16 protein-coding genes, 4 tRNA genes and 1 pseudogene are annotated in these 24,722 nt (G+C 36.6%); 13 read left to right on the top strand and 8 right to left on the bottom strand.

What is annotated here, in order from left to right; translation table 11 throughout:
• The first annotated feature begins 186 nt into the window (after positions 1–186).
• The 3 genes from GWI59_RS13960 to GWI59_RS13950 are packed head-to-tail and all read left to right on the top strand — an operon-like array spanning position 187 to position 4,028.
• Complete coding sequence (locus GWI59_RS13960; RefSeq protein WP_109847260.1) at positions 187–2,619, top strand: DMSO/selenate family reductase complex A subunit; 2,433 nt, start codon at positions 187–189, stop codon at positions 2,617–2,619.
• Between the two features lie 11 nt (positions 2,620–2,630).
• Entirely contained in the window at positions 2,631–3,248 is a 618-nt protein-coding gene (locus GWI59_RS13955) for a DMSO/selenate family reductase complex B subunit (protein ID WP_023581764.1), read from the top strand.
• Between the two features lie 3 nt (positions 3,249–3,251).
• Entirely contained in the window at positions 3,252–4,028 is a 777-nt protein-coding gene (locus GWI59_RS13950; RefSeq protein ID WP_006533261.1) for a dimethyl sulfoxide reductase anchor subunit family protein, read from the top strand.
• Between the two features lie 73 nt (positions 4,029–4,101).
• Here the strand turns inward: GWI59_RS13950 and GWI59_RS13945 are convergent, their stop codons facing one another.
• Positions 4,102–4,644, bottom strand: a complete 543-nt coding sequence (locus GWI59_RS13945; RefSeq protein WP_109847259.1) for a DUF924 family protein — start codon at positions 4,642–4,644, stop codon at positions 4,102–4,104.
• Between the two features lie 699 nt (positions 4,645–5,343).
• Here GWI59_RS13945 and GWI59_RS13940 point away from each other — a divergent pair.
• Positions 5,344–5,523 carry a GhoT/OrtT family toxin gene (locus tag GWI59_RS13940; RefSeq protein ID WP_036912664.1) on the top strand — a complete coding sequence of 60 codons (180 nt, stop codon included), beginning with the start codon at positions 5,344–5,346 and terminating at the stop codon, positions 5,521–5,523.
• A 377-nt stretch (positions 5,524–5,900) separates the two neighbouring features.
• A complete protein-coding gene (locus tag GWI59_RS13935; RefSeq protein WP_072063153.1) occupies positions 5,901–6,818 on the top strand; it encodes a helix-turn-helix domain-containing protein in 918 nt (305 codons plus the stop codon).
• 127 nt (positions 6,819–6,945) lie between these two features.
• Here GWI59_RS13935 and GWI59_RS13930 read toward each other — a convergent pair.
• The 4 genes from GWI59_RS13930 to GWI59_RS13915 form a co-directional block, all read right to left on the bottom strand.
• Positions 6,946–7,021 (bottom strand) — tRNA-Thr (locus GWI59_RS13930).
• A 6-nt stretch (positions 7,022–7,027) separates the two neighbouring features.
• Positions 7,028–7,115: transfer RNA gene (locus GWI59_RS13925), tRNA-Ser, on the bottom strand.
• A gap of 278 nt (positions 7,116–7,393) precedes the next feature.
• A tRNA-Thr gene (locus tag GWI59_RS13920) sits at positions 7,394–7,469 on the bottom strand.
• Positions 7,470–7,475: 6 nt separating this feature from the next.
• A tRNA-Ser gene (locus tag GWI59_RS13915) sits at positions 7,476–7,563 on the bottom strand.
• Positions 7,564–7,939: 376 nt separating this feature from the next.
• Between GWI59_RS13915 and rcsD the strand changes: the two are divergent.
• Positions 7,940–10,468, top strand: a pseudogene (rcsD, locus tag GWI59_RS13910) (phosphotransferase RcsD); the annotation flags it as partial.
• Positions 10,469–10,470: 2 nt separating this feature from the next.
• A complete protein-coding gene (rcsB, locus tag GWI59_RS13905) occupies positions 10,471–11,127 on the top strand; it encodes a response regulator transcription factor RcsB (protein WP_006533269.1) in 657 nt (218 codons plus the stop codon).
• A gap of 412 nt (positions 11,128–11,539) precedes the next feature.
• Here the strand turns inward: rcsB and rcsC are convergent, their stop codons facing one another.
• Together rcsC and gyrA are read right to left on the bottom strand one after the other, a co-directional pair.
• Positions 11,540–14,380, bottom strand: coding sequence for a two-component system sensor histidine kinase RcsC (gene rcsC, locus GWI59_RS13900; protein ID WP_161724934.1), 2,841 nt, complete (start codon positions 14,378–14,380; stop codon positions 11,540–11,542).
• A gap of 192 nt (positions 14,381–14,572) precedes the next feature.
• Positions 14,573–17,200: a DNA topoisomerase (ATP-hydrolyzing) subunit A gene (gyrA, locus tag GWI59_RS13895; RefSeq protein ID WP_072063156.1), complete on the bottom strand. Its 2,628-nt coding sequence runs from the start codon at positions 17,198–17,200 to the stop codon at positions 14,573–14,575.
• Positions 17,201–17,372: 172 nt separating this feature from the next.
• On the opposite strand from gyrA, the gene ubiG reads away from it, so the two are divergent.
• From ubiG to tyrP, 6 genes are all read left to right on the top strand, one after another.
• Positions 17,373–18,110: a bifunctional 2-polyprenyl-6-hydroxyphenol methylase/3-demethylubiquinol 3-O-methyltransferase UbiG gene (gene ubiG / locus GWI59_RS13890; protein ID WP_072063157.1), complete on the top strand. Its 738-nt coding sequence runs from the start codon at positions 17,373–17,375 to the stop codon at positions 18,108–18,110.
• Between the two features lie 349 nt (positions 18,111–18,459).
• Positions 18,460–20,751 carry a class 1a ribonucleoside-diphosphate reductase subunit alpha gene (gene nrdA, locus GWI59_RS13885; protein WP_006533275.1) on the top strand — a complete coding sequence of 764 codons (2,292 nt, stop codon included), beginning with the start codon at positions 18,460–18,462 and terminating at the stop codon, positions 20,749–20,751.
• 11 nt (positions 20,752–20,762) lie between these two features.
• A complete protein-coding gene (gene nrdB / locus GWI59_RS13880; protein WP_006533276.1) occupies positions 20,763–21,893 on the top strand; it encodes a class Ia ribonucleoside-diphosphate reductase subunit beta in 1,131 nt (376 codons plus the stop codon).
• 25 nt (positions 21,894–21,918) lie between these two features.
• A complete protein-coding gene (yfaE, locus tag GWI59_RS13875) occupies positions 21,919–22,197 on the top strand; it encodes a class I ribonucleotide reductase maintenance protein YfaE (protein ID WP_072063161.1) in 279 nt (92 codons plus the stop codon).
• Between the two features lie 90 nt (positions 22,198–22,287).
• Complete coding sequence (locus tag GWI59_RS13870; protein ID WP_006533278.1) at positions 22,288–22,521, top strand: YgdI/YgdR family lipoprotein; 234 nt, start codon at positions 22,288–22,290, stop codon at positions 22,519–22,521.
• Between the two features lie 181 nt (positions 22,522–22,702).
• Positions 22,703–23,914 (top strand): tyrosine transporter TyrP, encoded by a 1,212-nt coding sequence (gene tyrP, locus GWI59_RS13865; RefSeq protein WP_006533279.1) that lies wholly within the window; start codon positions 22,703–22,705, stop codon positions 23,912–23,914.
• Positions 23,915–24,004: 90 nt separating this feature from the next.
• Here tyrP and GWI59_RS13860 read toward each other — a convergent pair whose 3' ends face one another.
• Positions 24,005–24,547 carry a YfaZ family outer membrane protein gene (locus GWI59_RS13860; RefSeq protein ID WP_006533280.1) on the bottom strand — a complete coding sequence of 181 codons (543 nt, stop codon included), beginning with the start codon at positions 24,545–24,547 and terminating at the stop codon, positions 24,005–24,007.
• Positions 24,548–24,722 lie beyond the last annotated feature (175 nt).

Genomic DNA, 24,722 nt, shown 5'->3' with positions numbered 1-24,722 from the left:
AATTTATATTTCGTTTACCACTAAAGTGGTATTTATCAAAAAATGTAACCATTTGTTTAATAATTATTTTTTTAGATAACGTTATTAACATTTTTTATATTGATATAAATCATTATAGGTAGAAGGGTTATAACTTAACATATATATACAACTTTACTTGTTGTGAAAAATGTTAGGGTAATGTCAATGTCAAAAATTAAAAATAATACTTCTATTACTGAAATGAGTCGGCGTGGATTCATTCAGTCTGCAGCAGTTATTTCTGGTGCTGCCGCTGTTGCAGGAACGGTTTCATTACCATTCGCTGCTAATGCTCAAATCCCCCAGGGTATTCGTCCTGATGAGACTTCAGAAACTATCAAATACAGTGCATGCTTAGTGAACTGTGGTAGCCGTTGTCCATTAAAAGTGCATGTGAAAGATGGCGTTATTCGTCGTATTTCTAATGAAACTATGTATGACGATTCAACATTCGGTCTTCACCAAATTCGCCCGTGTCTGCGTGGTCGTTCTGTACGCTGGAAAACGTATAACCCAGATCGTTTAAAATACCCAATGAAGCGAGTTGGTAAACGTGGTGAAGGTAAATTTGAACGCATTTCTTGGGATGAAGCCACTTCAATCATCGCGGAAAAATTAAAATATACCATCGAAAAATACGGTAATGAGTCCATTTATTACCAATATGGTACAGGCTCTACTGGCGCAAACTTACACGGTAGAACCGCATGTAAACGTTTATTAAGCACTGTTGGCGGCTTTTTAAGTGACTATGGTACTTATTCATACTCTCAATTAACCGGTATTGTGCCTTATGTTTATGGGGACATGTTAGAATCACTGTTAACAGAAATTGAGAATTCAGACTTAGTCGTGATGTTTGGTCATAACCTTGCTGAAACTCGTATGTCTGGTGGTGGTCAGTTCTATGAAACATTAAATGCGTTAGATAAGAGCAAAAGTAAAGTTATCATCATTGACCCTCGTCGTACCGATAGTGTGACAACATTAGGTGCCGAATGGATCCCTATTTATCCAGGTACCGATGCTGCATTAGTCGCTGCATTAGGTTATGTAATGATCCAAGAAGGCATCACCGATGAAGATTTCTTACGTGAATATTGTGTCGGTTGGGATAAACAAACATTACCAGCATCAGCGCCTGAAAATGGCTCTTATAAAGATTATATTTTAGGTAATGGCCCAGATGGCATTGCCAAAACACCTGAATGGGCGAGTAAATTAACCGGTATTTCTGTTTCTCGTATTATCCAATTAGCGCGTGAAATTGGTGGTGCAAGAGCTGCGTGGATCTCTCAAGGTTGGGGTATCCAGCGTACTTCAAATGGTGAGCAGGCATGTCGCGCGATTATGATGCTGCCATTAATGTCAGGTCATATTGGTCGTCCAGGTACAAATACCGGTTGTTGGGGCGGTAACGTTGCTTATCCAGTTGCCAGTTTTGCTCTGCCTAACCCAGTTAAAACCTTGATCCCAACATTTATGTGGTCTGAAGCAATTGCTCGCGGTGATCAACTGACCAGCAAAAATGCAGGTGTTAGAAATAAAGATAAACTCGACACAGGTATTAAATTTATGTGGTGTTATTCCAGTAACGTGATTGGTAACCAACACGCTGACTTGAATAAAACACATGATTTACTGCAAGATGAATCAAAATGTGAGTTTATTTTAGTGTGGGATAACCACATGACACCATCTGCAAAATACGCTGATATTTTATTGCCAGATGTGACAACTGTTGAGACTAACGATCTTATCAATAACTCTTATGCAAGTGGTGCTTACCACTATGTCGTCCGTTTACAAAATGCAATTAAACCACTTTGGGAAAACCGCCCTTGCTATGATGTCTTAACTGACATAGCAGAAAAGATGGGCACCAAAGAGCAATTTACTGAAGGACGTACTTACGAAGAGTGGATTGAATATTGCTATAACCAAATGCGTGAGAAAAATCCAGCGCTACCTACATTTGCAGAAACTAACGATGTAGGAATTATCGATCGTAAATTACCTAATCGTAATCAATACGTTGCACTTGAAGCATTCCGTCAAGATCCTATCGCTAACCCATTAAAAACAGCGTCAGGTAAGATTGAAATTTATTCTGAAAAACTAATGCAAGATACCGATGGCTGGGTTTTACCTGAAGGCGACCGTATCCCTGCAATTCCAGAATATTGTAAAAATGAAGAAGGTGTTGAAAACGTTAAGCTTAAAGAGAAATTCCCTCTACAAATGACCGGTTTCCACGACAAAGGCCACGTTCACTCTAGTTACTATAACGTTGCTATGTTACGTGAAGCTATTCCGCATCAATTCTGGTTAAACCCAATTGATGCGCAAGAACGCGGATTAAAATCTGGCGATATTGCTGAGATTTATAATGATCGTGGTCGTTTAAATATTCGCGTTAAAGTGACAGATCGTGTATTACCTGGTGTGATTGCAGTACCGCAAGGTGCGTGGCGTTCACTTGATACAACAGGTGTAGATACAGGTGGATGTATTAATACATTAACAAGCTGGCACCCATCGCCGTTTGCTAAAGGAAATCCACAACATACAAACCTTGTTGAAGTGAAACGTGCATAAGGAGTTAACTCATGAAGCAATATGGTTTTTATTTTGACTCCACTAAATGCACTGGCTGTAAAACCTGTCAAGTCAGTTGCAAGGATGAAAAAGATTTAGATTTAGGGCCTAAATTCCGTCGTGTTTATGAATACGGTGGTGGTAGCTGGGCAAAACAAGACGGGATCTGGACACAAAATATCTACAGTTATTATTTATCCATTTCTTGTAACCATTGTTCAAATCCTACTTGTGTAGCAGGTTGCCCAACTGGCGCTATGCATAAACGTGAAGAAGATGGTTTAGTGGTTGTTAACCAAGATATTTGTGTTGGTTGTCGTTATTGTGAGTTACGTTGCCCTTATGGTGCACCACAATTCGATGAGAAGAAAAAACTCATGTCTAAGTGTGATGGTTGCTACGAACGTGTAGCACAAGGCATGAAACCGGTTTGTGTTGAGTCTTGTCCTCAACGTGCACTTGATTTTGATGATATTGAAGTGATCAGAGCAAAACACGGTACTGAGTGTGGTATCGCACCAATGCCTGATCCTAGTTTGACCAATCCAAATATCGTGATCAAAGCACACAAAGAAGCTAAACCTTCTGGTGATAAAACCGGTTCAGTTCAAAATGCGGCGGAGGTATAAACCATGCATGAACTTCCTCTAGTCTTTTTTACTGTTTTAGGTTCATCAGCAGCAGGCCTATTTCTTATTGCTTATATCAGTAAAAAATTAGGTCAAATTGATGAAAACCAACTACGTAATGCGAATATTTTAGCGTTGGTTTTAACATTAGTTGGTTTAGGTATTGGTGGATTACACGTTGGTCAGCCACTGCGTTTTTTCAATATGCTTTTAGGCGTTGGTCGTTCTCCAATGAGTAACGAAGCGTTTTTAAGTGGTGTGTTTACAGGTTTTGCTTTCGCAACTGTTGCTCTCACTATAATGAAAAAATGGAAGGGATTACGTGAAATTTGTAACCTATTTACCGTTGTTTTTGGTTTAGCATTTGTTTGGTCAATTCCGCAAGTTTATCATATTCCTACAATTGCTAACTGGAATACAGACTACACTACATTGCAATTCTGGATGACACTGTTAGTTGGCGGTGGTGTATTAGCAATGGCAATAGGTGCAAGACGTTTAGGCGCATTATCCTTTATTATCGGTGCCATTATTACTTTTGCTACTCGCTCTGGTTATGTTAGCTTCCTTGGCTTTACTGGCCCAGAACTCAGCGCTGATCAATCTCTATTTTGGGGATTCCAATTAGCGGTATTAGCATTGGGTATTGTTATCGTTGGGTTTACAGCCCTAAAAGCACAGGCATCAAAAATGACGCTAGTAACTTGTGCTACTGCGGTCATTATTGCCGAGTTATCAGGCCGTATCGCTTTCTATAACTTATGGCATATTACAATGTAATCTAAAGTTATAGCTGATTAATCAGTTATAAAAAAGAAACAAAAATGCATACCTTTTTAGGTATGCATTTTTTTTAGAATGAAGAACCAGGTTGTTGTAAAAAATCTAATTCTTCTGGTGTAGATGTTCGTCCTAAAATTTCATTACGATGAGGATAGCGACCATATTTATCAATAATTTCTTTGTGTCTTAGTTCATATTGATAAGTATTTTCATCATTAAGCTGAGAAAAAAAGATAACCGCATCTTGATGAATTTTAGCTGACTCTGAATGCATAAATGGCATTATCATAAATTTACGTTTAACGGGGGTTAATGTCAGATATTCAGGTAACCGAATAGCTTCTTGCGCTAAGATTAATGCCATATTATCTTGGGCAAAGGCTTTTGGTGTATCGCGCCAAATATTACGCGAGAACTGATCAAGAATAATAATCTCAGCTAAGCGTCCTTCTATCGTTTCTCTCCATGATGCCAACTCACCACGACTCGCGCTTAACCATAATTCACCAAATCTGCGGCTAATTTCTTTATCAAACTGAAGATCTTTTTTAAACCATTGCTCTGGTGTGCATTCTTCAAACCAAAACGTCAAAGTTGATTGATAAGGGATCATAAAAACTACCACGCTAGTTGTTTATTAATCAAAACAGCGTTTATTTTCATCAAAATAAACGTCATTGGCGGTTTACTACTGTAGTAAGTTACCATTTTAATATAGTGACAGCTATTAACCCCAATCCGAAAAGGGCATAAAAATAAATCCCCTTTTCAATCTTAAAAGGGGATTTTAAATGCTTCCTAGCTAACGCTTAAATCCATTAAGTCGCGCCATCCATAAGCCAATTTATCTACAAGTATGTATAAAATGGCATTCATCCCATTTGTTACATTCTGTCGATATCATGATGTAATATAATTAACCTGCGCATTTACAAACATCAAATTTATCTCTTCATCACTATCCTGCCTTAAAAATCAGCATTTAAAAATTTTAATTTTTATAGTGAAACTACTAAAAAAAATCTATATCGTTTTGTTCTATTGTTTATAGAATATCATTTTAAAACAATAAAGATTGTTATAAATAACAAATAAAATCAATGCGATATATTTCATTCTTTTGATTCCTCAGCTTTAATCTTGTTATTATCTTGTGTGATTACTCCCAAAAGAGATCGAAGATCAAAAATGAGATGAATGTTTAAAATTTGCACATTAGTAATGACATTTATTGAAAAGTTTGCCCTATTCCTCTGTTTCTTTAACAATTTTAGAGTACAATTGTTGCAGTCTATTTACTGAATGATCTGTTATGTCTGCTATCTCTATTATTGGAATAAGCTACCTTATTGGAGCTGTAATATCGTTTATTATTACTTTCTTTTTAACCAAAGATCCGAGTCTAGCTATGCGCCTTTTAAGTGCATTACTAATCGCCTTAACTTGGCCGCTTAGTTTTCCTATGGCACTTATCTTTTCTATTTTTAGTTAGTTTTTTATTTAATTTAAATTTAATAACAGTAGTTATATTCTATTAATTTAGAATAATAGCTATTTACGTTTTATTCTTATATAAATACATTAATTTTTTTGTATAAATAACACTTTTAGCTTAGATTTTATCTAAAAAAGAATATCTAATTGCTCGTTATTTTATTCAAGTAATTATAGTCCTATCAGGTAATATCAGAATGTTATATTAATACTCAGTTTATCGAGATAGAGCATCATTTTAAAATCTAATGTTAGAGTAAATATTTTTATAAATTTACAATCAAATTTAATTTCATTACAGTATCTTATGTAAATTGGTTAGATACGCGTATTGTTTACTATTACCAATAATAATTTTTTAATTAGAGCTAGAATATGTTTAGTGAAAATGTCATTACAGATATTATCTATTGGATTGAAGAAAATTTAGAGAAAGATCTAAAACTTGAGAATGTTTCACAAAAATCAGGATATTCCAAATGGCATCTTCAACGCATGTTTAAAGAGCAAACAGGATTGACATTAGCCTCTTATATTCGAGCAAGACGACTTTCTTGTGCTGCTGTTGAATTACGCTTACAAAAAACACCACTGCTGGATATTGCATTAAAATATCGTTTTGATTCTCAGCAGACATTCTCAAGAGCGTTTAAAAAGCTATTTGATATGACGCCCTATAATTATCGTAGAAAAGAGAATTGGCAAGCTTATGGCTTTACATTACCGTTAAGAAAATTTAGTGGTTTTAATTTAGATATCGAAATCGTCACAATAGACTCTCTTCCATTAATCGGTATAGAGCATACCTATAAAGCTAATATGATTGGTTGGAATTTTAATACAGAAAAAGCGCGAGAAGATTACTGGAAAGTATTCTTTCAACATACGCACTCCAAGCATGAGCGGGTATATGCTTTACATAATATTTTATCTAATAAAAATAATGAATTGACAATAAAATATGCAACTATGATGGAAAATAAACCTGACGTTTATCATCCTCAATTTAAAAATCATGCACATATAAAAAATACAAAGTATTTAAAATTCAGTATTCCAGAAGCATTATTAAAATTAGATTATAAAGATATTATCTATAACACCTATGGTATTTTACTTAGAAAACTTAATATCCCAAGAAAGAATGGTGCTCCCGATATTGAAGAGTATATATTTAAAGATGATTATCCAGCTTCAATTCTCGCTACTAATCCTGCATCGTTATTAAAAGATGTTAATTATTATATTCCGATTGAAGTGGATAATAATGAAAAAGGTAAGATAAAAGAATAATTTTATCTTACAAAATGAAGCAACGAGATACAGGGAAATAATACAAATTAGTAAATGATTTAACATTATTTAACGTAACTAATAAAGAAAAAACCCGCTATCTCTTACGAGATAACGGGTTCTTATATGGTGCCGGCTACCGGAGTCGAACTGGTGACCTACTGATTACAAGTCAGTTGCTCTACCAACTGAGCTAAGCCGGCTAATTCTGGCGGAAGGATAGAGATTCGAACTCTAGGATGGTTTCCCATCGGCGGTTTTCAAGACCGCTGCCTTCAGCCACTCGGCCATCCTTCCATAGCGCGGAATTATGCCTATCTCTGACCCTGCTGTCTAGTCCTGATTGTAAAAAAAATGACTTTTTTATCTGTTTGCTCAATCTTCAAACGTTTTATGCTTAAAAAATGCTAACTCTCTAATATATTGGTTAATTTTTGATAACTAGAGATCAAAAATTATAGTGATATCGAGAGATAAATAGAGTAACCCAAAAGAAATAAAATAAGAGGGAATAGAAAAAAGAGAATTATGGATAAGAAAAACCCGCTATCTCTTGCGAGATAACGGGTCTTATATGGTGCCGGCTACCGGAGTCGAACTGGTGACCTACTGATTACAAGTCAGTTGCTCTACCAACTGAGCTAAGCCGGCTAATTCTGGCGGAAGGATAGAGATTCGAACTCTAGGATGGTTTCCCATCGGCGGTTTTCAAGACCGCTGCCTTCAGCCACTCGGCCATCCTTCCATAGCGCGAAATTATGCCTATCTCTGACCCCGCTGTCTAGCTCCGATTGTAAAAAAATTGAATTTTTTAGTTTGTTTGCTCAAAGTTCATCCGAATATCCCTTTTAAAGTGATAACCTGTTAATATAATGGCCGAATAATGATGACTGTTTATTCTATTTTTAAATTACATTGTCTCTTAAGGGCTCGCAAACTGAATGCGTACATTGAACCAACTCAAGCCAAATACACTAACTCGTCTATATGCCCTGTTTCTTCTTTTTATGGTCATATCGCTTTTTTTATACGCTTACAGCTATTTCAACACTTGGCTAGATAGCAAAAAAAACGCGATAAACAATACGACTCAAAAATTCGCGCGGTAGGTTGAAGATTATCGCTATCACTCTAATCAGCTTTTCCAGTTATCAAATAAAATAGCTGATACCTCAATATTCCCTATATTGCGACTTAATCCAATAAAATTACGTTCTGATGTATTTTGGCTTGAAGGTCGAGACCAAACCGTAGATTCTATTATATTTGGTAAACCCAATGAGCAAACCTTTCAGTTGGCACAACGATTCGCAAATTCACTCGAAATTCTTTGGGGTGTACGTAATGATTACAGTTCACTTTATTATTTAAATGGTAAAGGAAATGATCTTATCTTAATTACGACCCATTCTGTGCTTAAGCCAGAGATCCGTTACAAAGAAAGCTATTTAACATTAACGGCTGAAAATAAACGGTCTGAGTTATTGATGCAATCAACAGCATTAGATGAAAAAGAGAGTCTTTCACCTATTAGGAAAATGTCTACAGAAAACATTTATTACTATACTTATCGTATTATGTTTAATGTGCCGGGTCAGTTAACCAGCGTAGTAGCGTTTGATTTGCCTATCAATAATTTCTTACCTTCAGAGTTATCTCCACACTACTTAAGATTACTGCCAACAGGTCAGCAATCTGTCTATGACAAAAATGACATTGAAATATCAACCGACGGCTCATCACTGATTTTTTCTCAACCAATTATTGGGATCCCCTATTCACTCTCTTATGAATACCCAATGAAGTCGATGATCAAAGAAATTGTCTACAAAAATATTTGGTTATTAATCAGCTTAATGGTATTTGTTTCTATTTCCGTTTTTGGCCATATCTATATCCGTAATAAGTACGTTTACCCTTATATCTCTATGACACGTAATCTACGGATCAAAGAAGAGATGACTCACGACATCATTTCAAATCTCCCGATAGGATTATTAGTCTATAATTTTTCCTCTAATCATAAGATTATTAGTAACAGTCATGCAGAAAAACTATTACCTCATATCGATTTATCTAAGATCCGCCAAATGGCAGTTGAGCACAATGGTTTAATCCAAACCGCTATCAACAACGAAATTTATGAAATAAGAACAAGTAATAATAACAATATTGACAATACATCATTATTCATATTTCTGAATAAAGATAACGAAGCTCTGATCAATAAAAAATTACAACTTGCACAGCAAGAATATGAGAAAAATACCATCGCTCGACGCAAGATTTTATCTAATATGTCATTAGAATTAATGCGCCCCATCAAAGATATAAATGAGATGGTTTATCAATTCAAAGATTTATTACCCGAAGATACTCATCAACAATTGCTTAGTTTATTATTAGAGAAAACAAATTACATTTCTGAATGGATAGAAAACATTACATTAATTAATAAGTTAGAAAATCAAGAATGGAAAATACATAAGGATGAATTTGAACTATCAACATTAGTTGAATCTATTCTGACAACAGCATCACCTTTTATGATAAGAAAAGGCTTAACACTTTATTTCCACAATAATATAAAGCCTGGGTTACTTTTAATTAACGATGGTCCCGCATTAAGTAAGATTATTTTATCATTGATTAATTATGCCATTAGTACGACTAATTATGGAAAGATAACCGTTAATCTAAATTTAGTTAAAGATGAAGATGAAGAAAAGATAGTGATTGATATTATTGACAGTGGAAGTGGGCTTACACCTCAAGACATTGCTAATATAAAATACCCATTCTTAGGCCAAGCAATGGGAGACAAATATTATTCTAATTCAGGCATCATTTTTTATTTATGCCATTTACTGTGTAATAAGATACAGGGAGAATTAACTATTAAGAGCCAAGAAAGTATTGGTTCTCATTTCCGAATTGCACTCCCATACCAGCATATAGATACAGAAGAACGGACTTTTAACGTATTATTAGAAGGAATAAACGCAAAACTCGCCATAAAAAACCCTGAAATAGAAAAAATCATTCGCCAACAGCTTGATAAATATGGTGCTACATACTTTGATAAAAATAGAGAGAATCTTTATCCTGAATACGATATCATACTTAGGGATACACCGAATGATAATCCTGAATCTCCAACAATATTATTAATAAGCTCTGTTGTTGGTTTCGAAAAAATATCAAAAGATTTAATAAAGTGTAACTATAACTTCGGTGACCCTTTAATTGAGGCTATTACTTATTTAATTGAAGAAAATGAGTCAATTTCCCTAGATACAACTAAAGAGAGTATTTGGGATGAAAATAATAACCTTGATAAATACGAAGTAATTCTTAATAATTACAGGAAGAAGTTGAATGGTAGTGATTATAAGGAACTATTTATCAGTACTGTTCCTATTGATGTTGAAAAACTACACTTAGAAGCAACAAATAAAGACTTTCATTCTCTAGCCCAGACAACTCATCGTCTAAAAGGTGTTTTTGCCATGTTAGATTTAGAATATCTCAGAGAAAGCTGTGAATATTTAGAGCATGACATAAAAAATCATAATGAATTAGAGATCAAAGAACGTATCACTCAACTGGATAAATGGATTCAACAGTTGCTGCAGCAAGGTAACAATTAAACATGAATAACCTTAATATTATTATTGCCGATGATCACCCAATCGTTTTATTCGGTATTCGTAAATCTTTAGAACAAATTGAATGGGTCAATGTTGTAGGTGAGTTTGAAGATTCAACTTCACTTATCAATAACTTACCTAAGTTAAATGTTGATGCTTTAATTACTGACTTATCTATGCCTGGCGATAAGTATGGTGATGGTATTACACTCATTAAGTACATTAAAAGACATTATCCCAATTTGTCGATTATTGTACTAACAATGAATAACAACCCTGCTATTTTGAGCGCAGTTCTTGATCTTGAAATTGAAGGTATTGTGCTTAAGCAAGGAGCGCCAACTGACCTGCCAAAAGCATTGGCTGCACTACAAAAAGGCAAGAAATTTATGCCTGAAAGCGTTGCAAAGCTACTTGAAAAAGTAAATGCTAATGGTTATGGCGATAAACGTTTATCACCCAAAGAAAGTGAAGTACTAAGATTATTTGCTGAAGGCTTCCTTGTGACCGAAATCGCCAAAAAACTCAATCGCAGTATTAAAACGATTAGTAGTCAGAAAAAATCAGCTATGATGAAATTAGGTGTCGATAACGATATCGCATTGCTTAATTACTTGTCATCAGTGACTATTGATAAGGAAATTAACGGCCCAGATTAATTTCACCGTAGTTGCCTTAACCGAGTCGATAAAATCAGGAAGCTCAACCCTTTGCGGGAGCTTCTCTGTTTTTTTGTTTTTTTACTCTTTATCACTCATTCTCTTTGCACTTATTTCTCTTTCCTTGCAAATACTTTCCGTTGAAGCACCTTATAAGCTGCATAGCATAACTTATATTTTTCATACCGTTACTAGGTTTAAGCTTATAGACTGTTGCAGAAACGCTCTCACTCTCCTTTTAATCAACTAGTATTATTTCTGCTCTTTGTTTCATTTTATCTATCAAAATGCTTTGTGATTACGTTATTTTTACCTTATGAGGTTTAAAAACAGACAAAGACTAATAAATTAGTCTTTGTCTGTTTACTTATTTTATCATTCTCTATTTAGAATTATTCTTTAGAATTATTCTTTAGAAATATTCTTTAGAAATATATTTCACCAATACTTCTCTTAAAATAGAGAGCGAAACAGGTTTAGATACACAATCATTCATTCCTGCATCAATACAGCGTTGCTTTTCTTCTGCTATTGCATTCGCCGTCACCCCTATCACAGGCATATTACTACCCATTTCTCTTATATGTGTTGCCAACTGATAACCATTCATATTTGGCATATTGACATCCGTCAGAACGATATCAACATGATTTTTAGCTAAATATGTTAATGCATCACAGCCATCTTCTGCCGTTGCTGTATTAAAGCCAATTTTTTTCAATTGATCGGTCAACAATAAACGGTTTATTGGATGATCGTCGACAATAAGGATAGTTAAGGTTTGTAAGCGACAATCCGTATCTTGCTTCACGATCTCCACACAATTTGCTTCAACTTTACTTTGTGGCAATTGCAGTATTATTTTTGTTAAATCGTTTAGCTTATAAGTACTGCATACCCATACGTTTTCAGCTATTTTTTTCAATGGTTCAAAGTAATGCTCATTGATCCTAATCAACTGGCAGTTATCTTTTCTTGGTGCATCGTAATCTGTAATAATAAAATCGGTTGAAGATATCACCTCTTCTTCGGTAAACAATTCACAACTCAAACCAAAGTAACGAAGGTATCTACCAATAAATCCTTCTAAATAAAGATTTTTAATATCAATAAAGCAACGAACATGACTTTCTTTATAAATATTCTGTTTAGAATTAGGATCTATGCCATCTAAGGCACCATAAAGAGGTATACGGATCGTAAAGCGACTACCAATATTTTCTTGAGAAACAACGCTAATATCGCCATCCATCAAGTTGATCAACTTTTCACAAATGGCTAAACCTAACCCTGTTCCCTCTGATGCGCTTTCTGTATTCTGGGACACTTGGAAGAATGGTTCAAAAAGCTCATGCAATGCTTTGTCACTGATCCCTCGTCCTGTATCATGAATATCAAAATAGAGATAATAATCATCTTTATAAAGATGTAAGGTAATACACCCGGTCGTAGTAAATTTAATACTGTTATTCAACAGATTAGAGATAACTTGTTGTACACGCACAGGATCACTATTTACAATTTTAGGTACATCAGGTTCGATAAAACAGTAAATAGCCAAGCCTTTTTTCGCAATCAAAGGTAAATAGTTTGAGATAACAAAAGATAACACTTGGCGACAATTAAATGGCTTAATATCAATTTTTAACTGTTTAGATTCAATTTTCGAAAAATCGAGGATATCACTAATAATTTTTAGTAATAATGATGAGGAGTTATCCATCGTTTTTAGCAATCGAGCGGTATCATCGCTTTGTGTATGAGATTGCAATAGCTCTAAATTACCAATAATGCCATAAAGTGGCGTTCGTAATTCATGGCTAACTGTTGCCAAGAACATCGATTTAGCTTGGTTAGCTTGCTCCGCTGCTGTTGCCATATTTTGTAGTGAACGCTCCATTTTAACCCGTGAGCTGATATCCACTAAAACACAAATAGCCACATCTTCATTTTGATAACGTGAGTTAACAAAGCTTATTTGCAGATGATTACGATTGTTGGTAACGACATCAACCATGTTGCTACTTTTCTCGGCAATAATAGAGAGAATATTTTGTTTATCACTATGGCTAAGTAAACGGAAATAGTTATGTGCTAGCTCGTTACTTAAAATAATCATGCCATCACGTATTCTGAGAATACTGATCCCAACTGGTGCTGATGCCACAATCTTATGGTTAAATTGCTCGTGCTCTTCTAGGCGAGAAGCATTATTTTCTGCTGGGGAGAATATTTTTCTCTCAAAGATCCATACAAAGATAAAAATCATAATGGCTGAAATAATATTTAAGATCAGCGCATTGAAAATCGTGAATTTAAATTCATTTAAAATTTGCTTGAGTGGTAATGAATACACCACACTAAAAGACGAGGGCAATAATTTACGCTTAGCAACCAAATCGCTAAAGTCTTCATCAAAGCCAAAATAAGGTGCGCTGACATCAGGAACTTGTTTAACTAAATGATAAGTATTTTCTGCAGGATAGCTTAAAACTGTAGTATTTCTGTTATTAAGAAGATGAATTGAAATCACTCTATCTTTGGTAGGTGAGAAATATTCAAGACGAATAGCTCTTTCAATACCAATCAGACCAATAAATTTACCTGAAGCATAAACTGGAGACATAACATATAAAATGCCACTATCCCCTTTTGCATCTGGCACAATCCAATATTGGTTAACTTCTTTACCTTGTGCACGTTGATTAATGTAGTTACGTGTATTTTCGTAAACCAATTTTTTCAACATTTCAGTATCGACAGGGGATGCGCGCAAAGGAAAGTTAATCATACACATGCTATGGGAACCAACCATAAAGACTTGGTTTATCCCTTGTAAGGCTGGAGTATTATCTTTCCAATAATATAAGATACTATTAAATGAGCGGAAATAGTTATTTGTTTGCCCTTTAAATAATTCACAATCTGCGGTTTCATTAAGCTTATGAAGTGAAAATGGCCCTTCATAAAATAATGAATTTTTCATATTCGGGTTTAAGTTAATTTGTTCTTGGTGGCGTTCAGCAAGGTATTGTAAATCACGGATAGTGCTGGAGGTTTGCCTAAAGAAACTAAGAAGATTAGTGTAGTTATTACTATACTCTTGCCGAATATCAGATTTAGTATCATTGAAAATATTGATAAGGTAAAACATCGTTAGCAATGCACCCATTGCCCACAACATGATACCTAATATGCGAAAAAGGTAGCGGGAAATTTTTAACGATGTTTTAAAGGACGAGAGATATCTCAAACAACCACCCTAATCAATATTCCTACCGCTCAAGAAACTTATTCTATTCTAGCAGAAGTTACTGTATGTCTGAATGATATGATCTTTATCATCAGGATAATTTTTTCTGATGATAAACTGATCCTACCACATAAAAAAAGCAGGCAATTATGCCTGCTTTCTTTGATTTATACATCACAATAATGATAAATATTATTCTTCGTTCGCATCATCAGCTAAATCTGAATCAGGTGCTTCTGATAACTCTTCGTCAATAACTTCATTAACTTCATCGTCATCTAATGCATCATCTTCATCTTCGACACGTTGCAAACCAACAACTAATTCACCTTCTGTTGTACGAATTAAGGTAACACCTTGTGTATTACGTCCAACAATGCTGACTTCAGAAACACGTGTACGAACTAATGTACCCGCATTGGTGATCATCATGATTTGGTCAGTTTCTTCAACTTGAATCGCACCAACAACTTTACCGTTACGCTCACTCACTTTAATAGAGATAACGCCTTGTGTAGCACGATTCTTCGTTGGGTACTCGCTTTGTGCTGTTCGTTTACCATAACCATTTTCAGTGACAGTTAAAATATCACCGTCACCACGAGGAATGATTAGAGAAACTACTTTGTCGTCATCACTCAGTTTCATACCACGAACACCTGTCGCAGTACGACCCATTGGGCGAACACAATCTTCTGCAAAGCGAACCACTTTACCATCAGCAGAGAACAGCATAACTTCATTAGTGCTATCGGTTAAATCAACACCGATTAACTCATCACCTTCATTTAAATTAACAGCAATGATACCGGCACTACGAGGACGGCTGAAATCTTGCAAAGGTGTTTTCTTCACGGTTCCGCTTGCCGTCGCCATAAAGACAAACTTGCCTTCTTCATACTCTCTTACAGGCAAAATAGCAGTAATACGTTCATTTTGCTCAAGAGGTAACAAATTAATAATTGGGCGACCACGAGCACCGCGACTTGCTTCTGGTAACTGGTAAACTTTCATCCAGTAGAGACGACCGCGACTTGAGAAACATAAAATCGTATCATGGGTGTTAGCCACTAATAGACGATCGATAAAGTCTTCTTCTTTAATTCTTGCTGCTGATTTACCCTTACCGCCACGACGCTGTGCTTCATAATCAGTAAGCGGTTGATATTTAACGTAACCTTGATGAGAAAGTGTTACAACAACATTTTCTTCATTGATCAAGTCTTCAATATTAATATCAGCCGTATTTTCAGTGATCTCAGTACGACGTGGATCATTATATTGATCTTTAATCGCATTTAGCTCTTCTCGAATGACTTCCATCAAACGCTCAGGGCTTCTTAAGATATGCAGTAATTCAGCAATTTGAAGCAATAAGTCACGATATTCATCTAACAGTTTTTCATGTTCAAGGCCGGTTAGTTTCTGCAAACGCAGATCCAAAATAGCTTGAGCTTGTTGCTCTGTTAGATAGTACTTACCGTCATGCACACCATATTGTGGTTCTAACCATTCAGGACGAGCAACGTTGCTGTCACCAGCACGCTCTAACATAGTAGAAACACTACCTAAATCCCAAGGCTGTGCAATTAATGCCGCTTTTGCTTCTGCTGGATTTGGTGCTTGACGGATCATTTCAATAACAGGATCAATGTTCGCCAAGGCAACGGCCAGTGCTTCTAAGATATGAGCACGATCACGCGCTTTACGTAATTCATAAATAGTACGACGAGTAACAACTTCACGACGGTGACGAATAAAGGCAGAGATAATTTCTTTTAAATTTAATAATTTAGGTTGACCTTGGTGAAGCGCAACCATATTAATACCAAAAGAAACCTGCATTTGTGTTTGTGAGAATAAGTGATTTAATACCACTTCACCCACAGCATCACGTTTGATTTCAACGACAATACGCATACCATCTTTATCAGACTCGTCACGTAATCCGCTAATACCTTCAATACGTTTATCTTTAACAAGCTCTGCAATTTTTTCAATTAAGCGAGCTTTATTCACCTGATAAGGAATTTCTGTCACGATAATAGTTTCGCGACCTGTTTTCTCATCAGTTTCGATATCAGCCTGAGCGCGGATATAAATTTTTCCGCGACCAGTACGGTATGCATCTAAAATTCCTCTGCGACCATTAATAATAGCGGCAGTCGGGAAATCAGGCCCCGTAATATGTTCCATCAACTCTTCAATCGTGATGTCTTCGTTATCAACGTAAGCAAGGCAACCATCGATAACTTCGCCTAGGTTATGTGGAGGAATGTTTGTTGCCATCCCTACCGCAATCCCTGAAGAACCATTGACTAACAAGTTTGGAATACGGGTTGGCATTACTGCCGGAATATGTTCTGTTCCATCATAGTTAGGAACAAAATCAACCGTTTCTTTTTCCAAATCCGCCAGCAGTTCATGGGCGATTTTCGCCATACGAACTTCGGTATAACGCATTGCAGCCGCCGAGTCACCATCAACTGACCCGAAGTTACCCTGCCCGTCAACCAACATGTAACGCATAGAAAAAGGCTGTGCTAAACGAACAATCGTTTCATAAACAGCACTGTCACCGTGCGGGTGATATTTACCGATAACATCCCCAACAACACGGGCTGATTTTTTATAAGGTTTATTCCAATCGTTTCCTAGTACATTCATCGCGAAAAGAACTCGGCGGTGTACTGGCTTCAGTCCGTCTCGAACATCGGGTAATGCGCGTCCTACAATAACAGACATCGCATAATCCAAATATGAGCTTTTCAGCTCTTCTTCGATATTAACTGGTGTGATTTCTCTGGCAATGTCGCTCATGGAGCCACTGTCCCTCATACTACGGATTCAAAGGTTTAGAACTATACCACAAATCGCCAATTTTTGGAAAAAGGAAACAACTAAATTAATGATCCTTTCGCTATTCTCTTCGATTTCACCGTCTAACGTTGGTAGAATCATGACAATATGAAAATAGGAGTAATACTTTCTGATGAATGATAAAACAACCTCTTTACATGCTAACGTGGATCAGCATGAAATCGACAAGTTTGAAAGCGTTGCATCACGCTGGTGGGATCTTGAAGGTGAATTTAAGCCATTACACCGCATCAACCCACTAAGACTTAACTATATCCAAGAACGCGCTGACGGCTTATTTGGAAAAAAAGTCCTCGATGTTGGCTGTGGTGGCGGTATCTTATCTGAAAGTATGGCGTGTGTCGGTGCCGAAGTGACTGGCCTTGATATGGGCACAGAGCCATTACAAGTTGCACGCTTGCACTCACTAGAGTCAGGTATTCCTGTGACTTATATTCAAGATACCGTTGAAAACCATGCAAATGAAAACCCACAAACTTACGATGTTGTCACCTGTATGGAGATGTTAGAGCACGTTCCAGACCCATCTTCTGTTGTTAGAGCCTGTGCAAAACTGGTAAAACCTGGCGGGCATGTTTTCTTTTCAACCATCAATCGTAATAAGAAAGCGTGGCTAATGCTGGTGGTAGGTGCAGAGTATATTCTGAATATGGTACCTAAGGGCACACATGATGCTAATAAGTTTATTCGCCCGTCAGAATTACTTAGTTGGGTCGATGAAACCGATTTACGTTGCAAAAATATGATTGGTTTACATTATAACCCGATCACTGACAAATTCAGATTAGCGCCAAATGTCGATGTGAATTATATGGTGCACACACAATCGACACATAACTCGAATTCATGAAACCGAAAGTTTGATTTGGTCTAATAAAACATCAAACGATCACATTTTTTAAAATTGACTTTACATCGTTGCCACTTGAATTTGTGTTTCTTACTGCCTGTATTTATGCAGGGTACGGGCAGTTGTTAAAAAATTTATCCCCTATTTATCCACAGAAACAATCCGATTTGTACACTTGATCAATCTCTCAATTACCTTTATCTTGTTATCACCATTTGAACCAACCCCTATATATTGTGTTTCCTTAAATTTCACACCACAAGACTCCTTGACATAGTTTGTCATCGGGAGCGTTTTTTTGCGGTATAAAATTTCAGGTAACACTCATGCAAGATAAGGTGCATCGCTCATGAATCATAGCCTGCTTGTCACAAAACGTGATGGTCATAAAGAACGCATTGACTTAGACAAAATTCACCGTGTTATCGCCTGGGCCGCTGAAGGTCTAGAAAATGTCTCAGTATCTCAAGTTGAATTACGTTCTCAGATTCAGTTTTATGATGGTATCAAAACTGCTGATATCCATGAAACGCTGGTAAAAGCTGCTGCAGACTTAATCTCTGGTGATACACCTGATTATCAGTATCTCGCTGCCCGTCTTGCCGTATTTAATTTACGTAAAAAAGCGTATGGCCAATTTGAGCCACCTAAACTGTATGATCACGTTAAAAAATTAGTCGATTTAGGCAAATACGATCGTCATCTTCTTGAAGATTACACACAAGAAGAGTTCGAACAGATGGATAACTTTATTGTTCATCAACGTGATATGAATTTCTCCTACGCGGCGGTTAAACAGTTAGAAGGCAAATACTTCGTTCAAAACCGTATTACAGGTGAAATTTACGAAAGTGCACAGTTCTTATATGTTTTAGTCGCGGCTTGCTTGTTCTCTCGTTATCCACAAGCAACACGTATGGACTATATCGAACGTTTCTATAATGCGATTTCAACCTTTAAAATCTCATTGCCAACACCAATCATGGCTGGAGTAAGAACTCCAACTCGTCAATTTAGCTCTTGTGTTTTAATTGAGTGCGACGATAGCCTTGATTCTATCAATGCGACATCAAGTGCCATTGTAAAATATGTTTCTCAACGTGCGGGTATTGGTATTAATGCAGGTCGTATTCGTGCATTAGGTAGTGCTATTCGTAATGGTGAAGCATTCCACACTGGTTGTATTCCGTTTTATAAACACTTCCAGACCGCGGTAAAATCTTGCTCACAAGGTGGTGTTCGTGGTGGTGCAGCAACCTTATTCTATCCATTATGGCATTTAGAAGTTGAAAGTCTGCTGGTACTGAAAAATAATCGTGGTGTTGAAGATAACCGTGTTCGTCATTTAGATTACGGCGTTCAGTTAAATAAATTAATGTATGAACGTTTAATCAAAGGTCAGGATATTACTTTATTCAGCCCTTCTGATGTTCCAGGTTTATATGATGCATTCTTTGCTGATCAAGATGAATTTGAACGTCTATATGTGCAATATGAGAAAGATAAGAGCATCCGCCAAAAACAAGTTAAAGCGGTTGAGTTATTCTCATTAATGATGCAAGAACGTGCCTCAACTGGCCGTATTTACATTCAGAATGTTGACCACTGTAATACACATAGCCCATTTGATCCGGCTGTTGCACCAATTCGCCAATCAAACTTATGCTTAGAAATTGCACTACCCACTAAGCCATTAAATGATATTAAAGATCCTAATGGTGAAATTGCACTGTGTACATTATCTGCATTTAACTTAGGCGCAATTGAAAATCTTGATGATTTAGAAGAACTGGCTCGTTTAGCCGTTCGTTCACTGGATGCACTATTAGACTACCAAGATTATCCAATCTTAGCGGCAAAACAAGGTGCAATGGGTCGTCGTACCTTAGGTATTGGTGTTATTAACTTTGCTTATTATTTAGCAAAACACGGTGTTCGCTACTCTGATGGTAGTGCAAATAACTTAACCCATCGTGCATTTGAAGCAATTCAATACTATTTATTAAAAGCATCTAATGAATTAGCGAAAGAACAAGGCGCATGCCCATGGTTTAATGAAACCACTTACGCTGAAGGTATTTTACCTATTGATACCTATAAAAAATCATTAGATGTTCTGACAAAAGAACCTCTGCATTACGACTGGGAAGGCTTACGCAAAGACATTAAAGAGCACGGTTTACGTAACTCAACTCTGTCTGCACTGATGCCATCAGAAACCTCTTCACAGATTTCGAATGCGACCAATGGTATCGAGCCACCTCGTGGTTATATCAGTATTAAAGCCTCTAAAGACGGTATTTTACGTCAAGTGGTTCCTGAGTATGAGCGTTTGAAAGGCGCTTATGAATTACTGTGGCAAATGCCAAGTATTGAAGGTTATTTGCAGTTAGTGGGTATTATGCAAAAATTCGTTGACCAAGCGATTTCAGCGAACACTAACTACGATCCTACTCGTTTCCCTAGCGGTAAAGTTCCAATGAACCAACTGCTGAAAGATTTGCTGCTCGCTTACAAATATGGTGTAAAAACACTTTATTATCACAATACCCGTGACGGTGCAGACGATGTACAGGGTGATCTGGAAGAAGTCGTTGAGACAGAAGATTCAGATTGTGAAGGCGGCGCGTGTAAAATTTAATTGAGGAAGCTATGTCTTATACTACTTTTTCACAAGTTAAAAATGATCAACTTCAGGAGCCCATGTTTTTTGGGCAACCTGTTAACGTAGCGCGTTATGATCAGCAAAAATACCCTATTTTTGAAAAGCTAATTGAAAAACAGCTCTCTTTCTTCTGGCGTCCAGAAGAAGTGGACGTTTCTCGTGATCGTATTGACTACAATGCGTTACCTGATCATGAAAAACATATTTTTATTAGTAATTTAAAATATCAAACTCTGTTGGATTCCATTCAAGGAAGAAGCCCTAACGTGGCATTCTTACCTTTAATCTCAATCCCTGAGTTAGAGACATGGGTTGAAACATGGTCATTTTCTGAAACCATTCACTCACGCTCTTATACTCATATTATTCGTAATATTGTTAACGATCCGTCAGTTGTGTTTGATGATATCGTTGAAAATGAAGAAATTTTAAAACGCGCGCGTGATATTTCTTCTTATTATGATGAGTTAATCAATCTGACAAACCTTTATCACATGTATGGTGAAGGCGAACATCAGGTTAAAGGCAAAACGGTTCATGTCACGTTACGCAAATTAAAGAAACAGCTTTATTTGTGCTTAATGAGCGTTAACGCACTCGAAGCAATTCGTTTCTACGTTAGCTTTGCCTGTTCATTTGCCTTTGCTGAGCGTGAACTGATGGAAGGTAACGCGAAAATCATTAGACTCATTGCTCGTGACGAAGCGCTACACTTAACAGGTACACAGCACATGCTGAATTTACTGCGTTCGGGTCAAGATGATCCTGAAATGGCAGAGATTGCAGAGGAATGTGAGCAAGAGTGTTATGACCTGTTCGTTGAAGCAGCTGAGCAAGAAAAAGAGTGGGCTGAATACCTATTCTCTGAAGGCTCAATGATTGGTTTAAATAAAGATATCCTTTGTCAATATGTTGAATATATTACTAATATTCGCATGCAAGCAGTGGGTCTTAAATTACCATTTAAAGCACGCTCTAACCCTATTCCATGGATCAATGCATGGTTAGTGTCTGACAACGTTCAAGTTGCGCCTCAAGAAGTTGAAGTCAGTTCTTACCTTGTGGGTCAAATTGATTCACAAGTTGATACTGATGACTTAAGTAACTTTGAACTGTAATACTGAGAAATAACACCGATACGTTATGGCATCTCATAAAGTGACCCTGCATCAGCAGGGTCTTTCAAAACCTTTAGAATTTCATACTGACACCCATCCTTCTTTGCTTGATGCATTAGAACATGGGAAAGTTGAAGTCGAATATCAATGTCGTGAAGGCTATTGTGGCTCTTGTCGTCTACGTTTAGTGAAAGGCAAAGTCTGTTATAGCAACGAGCCTTTAGCATTTATCCAGCCTGATGAAATCTTACCTTGTAGCTGCCATCCCATCAGTGATATTGAAATAGAAATTTACTCTGAATAATTTGAATTATCTTAATTTAAGCTTTTTTCTAACATTCTTGTTCAACTTTGACTAAGGTTAAGTTAACACAGTAAAAAAAGGAAAAGCATTATGAAATTAAAGTCTATTTTCTCAGTCATGGCTATTTCTACATCAATTTTGCTCGTTGCTGGCTGTTCCAGTCCACAAAAAATTGAAACCGTAAATGGGGAAACAATTTTAACGACAGATAAACCCCAAGAAGATGAAGCAACGGGATTAATTACCTACAAAGATGCAGAAACTGGGCAGCTCAAACAAATTAATCGAGATCAAATAAGACGAATGGTAGAACTTGACGATTAATGCGCTTATAAACTTTTCTCTTAAAGCGCCAATTCATTTTTATGATTGGCGTTTTTTTATTCACAACATCTTTTTTGTAAATAAATCATTACACTAAACGTAATTAAAATTTGACAGAAATTTACCATTCTTATACTCTGCATTTTTAAGTAAATAAATAGTCTAGTGAATAGAGGATCTTGTGAAGAATCGCACTATAGGCAGTGTTTTTATTGTTGCAGGAACAACAATTGGGGCAGGTATGCTGGCAATGCCACTGGCTGCTGTGGGTATTGGCTTTAGCACGATGATGCTATTGCTTGTTGGTTTATGGTTATTGATGAGTTATACCGCATTACTTCTGGTGGAAGTTTATCAATACAACGACCCTCATACTGGCCTTGGTTCTATCGCAAAACGCTATCTCGGTATAGGTGGTCAAGTCATCACTGGGCTTGCACTATTGTTATTAATGTATGCGTTAACCACTGCTTATATTAGTGGTGCGGGTGAATTGCTTTCATCTACCCTATCCTCTTGGATTGGCCATAAACTCTCTGTCACTCAAGGTATTATAATCTTTACAGTGATTGGCGGAGCTGTAGTCGGAATTGGTACAACATCGGTTGATATAATTAACCGTCTATTGTTTACCGCAAAAGTTTTCTTCCTCATATTTATGCTAATTGTGATGTTACCTCACGTTGAGTCAGTAAACTTAACCTCAATGCCTGTGGCGTATGGGCTTGTTCTTTCTGCTATTCCTGTTATTTTTACCTCATTTGGTTTTCACGGCAGTGTGCCAAGTATCGTCAGCTACATGAATGGCGATATTAAAAAGCTACGTATTATCTTTATTACTGGTAGTGCTATTCCACTTATTGCTTATATTTTATGGCAAATGGCCACATTAGGCGCCATCCCAACAAATACTTTTATGGGGATCATGGCGCAACAATCTGGATTAAATGGTTTACTGACAGCAATTCGTGATGTTGTTGCTACTCCTCGCGTAAATATTGCTGTTAACCTATTTGCTGCATTAGCTTTGGCTACCTCATTCCTTGGTGTTGCATTAGGTCTATTTGATTATCTTGCGGATTTATTTAAACGCAGTAATCGTGCAACTGGACGTATGCAATCCAGCTTATTAACCTTTGTTCCACCTTTAGTCTGTGCACTCTATTTCCCTAACTTTGTTCAAGCATTAGCCTATGCCGCTATTGCACTGTCGATCTTAGCGTTACTTCTACCGGCTTTATTAGTATGGAAAGTTAGACAAGAACAAAATAGTGTAGATAAATACAAAGTTAAAGGTGGAAACGGTGCATTAGGTATTGTATTTATTTGTGGACTGGTAGTTATTGGTATTCAAGTTGCTATCACTTTTGATGTATTACCTCAAGTTGGCTAACATCCTTTCTGATATAACTGTCTTATAGACAATAAAAAGCAGGTGTTAATTTAGACACCTGCTTTTTTTGATTCAGATCTAGCGTCTGGATTAGAAACTTAAGCCTGCACCCACATAGAAACCATCAGCTAATTTATTATTGCTTCTATTATGTGAGTTTTCGATTTCAATCACACGATAACCAGCATTAACATGCAGTGGTTTAAATACCGTTAATTGTGCACCCACATCAGCTTCATAATAAGATTTGCTACCGGAGGTTAATCCTTCAGGAGATGCATAAGCTTCGCCATATAAGCTTAAAGAAGGTAGAACATTCCAGTTAAGTCCAACGCCCCCCGCTAAAGCAGCACCATCATCACCATTTTTGGGTGATAAATAGAGCGCTTTACCACCAACACTTGCTGAAAATGGCCCTAAAGGCAAAGCAAACTTCGCACCTAAGCTACCTAATTGACCATCATGATCACTACGCGCCCAGTTTCCATTAAAAGAAAGGCCCGCATTAGGATCACCTAAACCAGCGCGAACATCAGTATAATGTTTCCCTGCTTGAATATTCATTGATACTGCATTGGCATTTCCAGCCACAAACAACGCACTTATCGCACCGACCAATAAATATTTTTTCATTGTTATTACTCCAGCAAATAATTGTCCCAATATATAATTATACAATAAATTTATTAAACAACTTGAGTCAAAATTGAAAGATAATCTGTAGAATTATCAATCTATGTAAATAAGTTACGTCTATCAATATTATTGGTCTAATTGGTTTTATTAATGAGTTCAATATTGCTAAAGT

Source organism: Proteus sp. G2673, from assembly GCF_009915125.1.
Lineage (GTDB): Bacteria > Pseudomonadota > Gammaproteobacteria > Enterobacterales > Enterobacteriaceae > Proteus > Proteus penneri.
The sequence above is the reverse complement of the archived record's forward strand: the minus strand, read 5'-3'. Positions and strand labels throughout refer to the sequence as shown.

Coding starts and splice junctions, on each gene's coding strand:
- GWI59_RS13945 (WP_109847259.1), bottom strand. CDS start 4,644: ATGATCCCTTATCAATCAACTTTGACGTTTTGGTTTGAAGAATGCACA.
- gyrA (WP_072063156.1), bottom strand. CDS start 17,200: ATGAGCGACATTGCCAGAGAAATCACACCAGTTAATATCGAAGAAGAG.
- GWI59_RS13870 (WP_006533278.1), top strand. CDS start 22,288: ATGAAATTAAAGTCTATTTTCTCAGTCATGGCTATTTCTACATCAATT.
- nrdB (WP_006533276.1), top strand. CDS start 20,763: ATGTCTTATACTACTTTTTCACAAGTTAAAAATGATCAACTTCAGGAG.
- GWI59_RS13940 (WP_036912664.1), top strand. CDS start 5,344: ATGTCTGCTATCTCTATTATTGGAATAAGCTACCTTATTGGAGCTGTA.
- GWI59_RS13960 (WP_109847260.1), top strand. CDS start 187: ATGTCAAAAATTAAAAATAATACTTCTATTACTGAAATGAGTCGGCGT.
- GWI59_RS13955 (WP_023581764.1), top strand. CDS start 2,631: ATGAAGCAATATGGTTTTTATTTTGACTCCACTAAATGCACTGGCTGT.
- yfaE (WP_072063161.1), top strand. CDS start 21,919: ATGGCATCTCATAAAGTGACCCTGCATCAGCAGGGTCTTTCAAAACCT.
- GWI59_RS13935 (WP_072063153.1), top strand. CDS start 5,901: ATGTTTAGTGAAAATGTCATTACAGATATTATCTATTGGATTGAAGAA.
- nrdA (WP_006533275.1), top strand. CDS start 18,460: ATGAATCATAGCCTGCTTGTCACAAAACGTGATGGTCATAAAGAACGC.
- rcsB (WP_006533269.1), top strand. CDS start 10,471: ATGAATAACCTTAATATTATTATTGCCGATGATCACCCAATCGTTTTA.
- GWI59_RS13860 (WP_006533280.1), bottom strand. CDS start 24,547: ATGAAAAAATATTTATTGGTCGGTGCGATAAGTGCGTTGTTTGTGGCT.
- GWI59_RS13950 (WP_006533261.1), top strand. CDS start 3,252: ATGCATGAACTTCCTCTAGTCTTTTTTACTGTTTTAGGTTCATCAGCA.
- ubiG (WP_072063157.1), top strand. CDS start 17,373: ATGAATGATAAAACAACCTCTTTACATGCTAACGTGGATCAGCATGAA.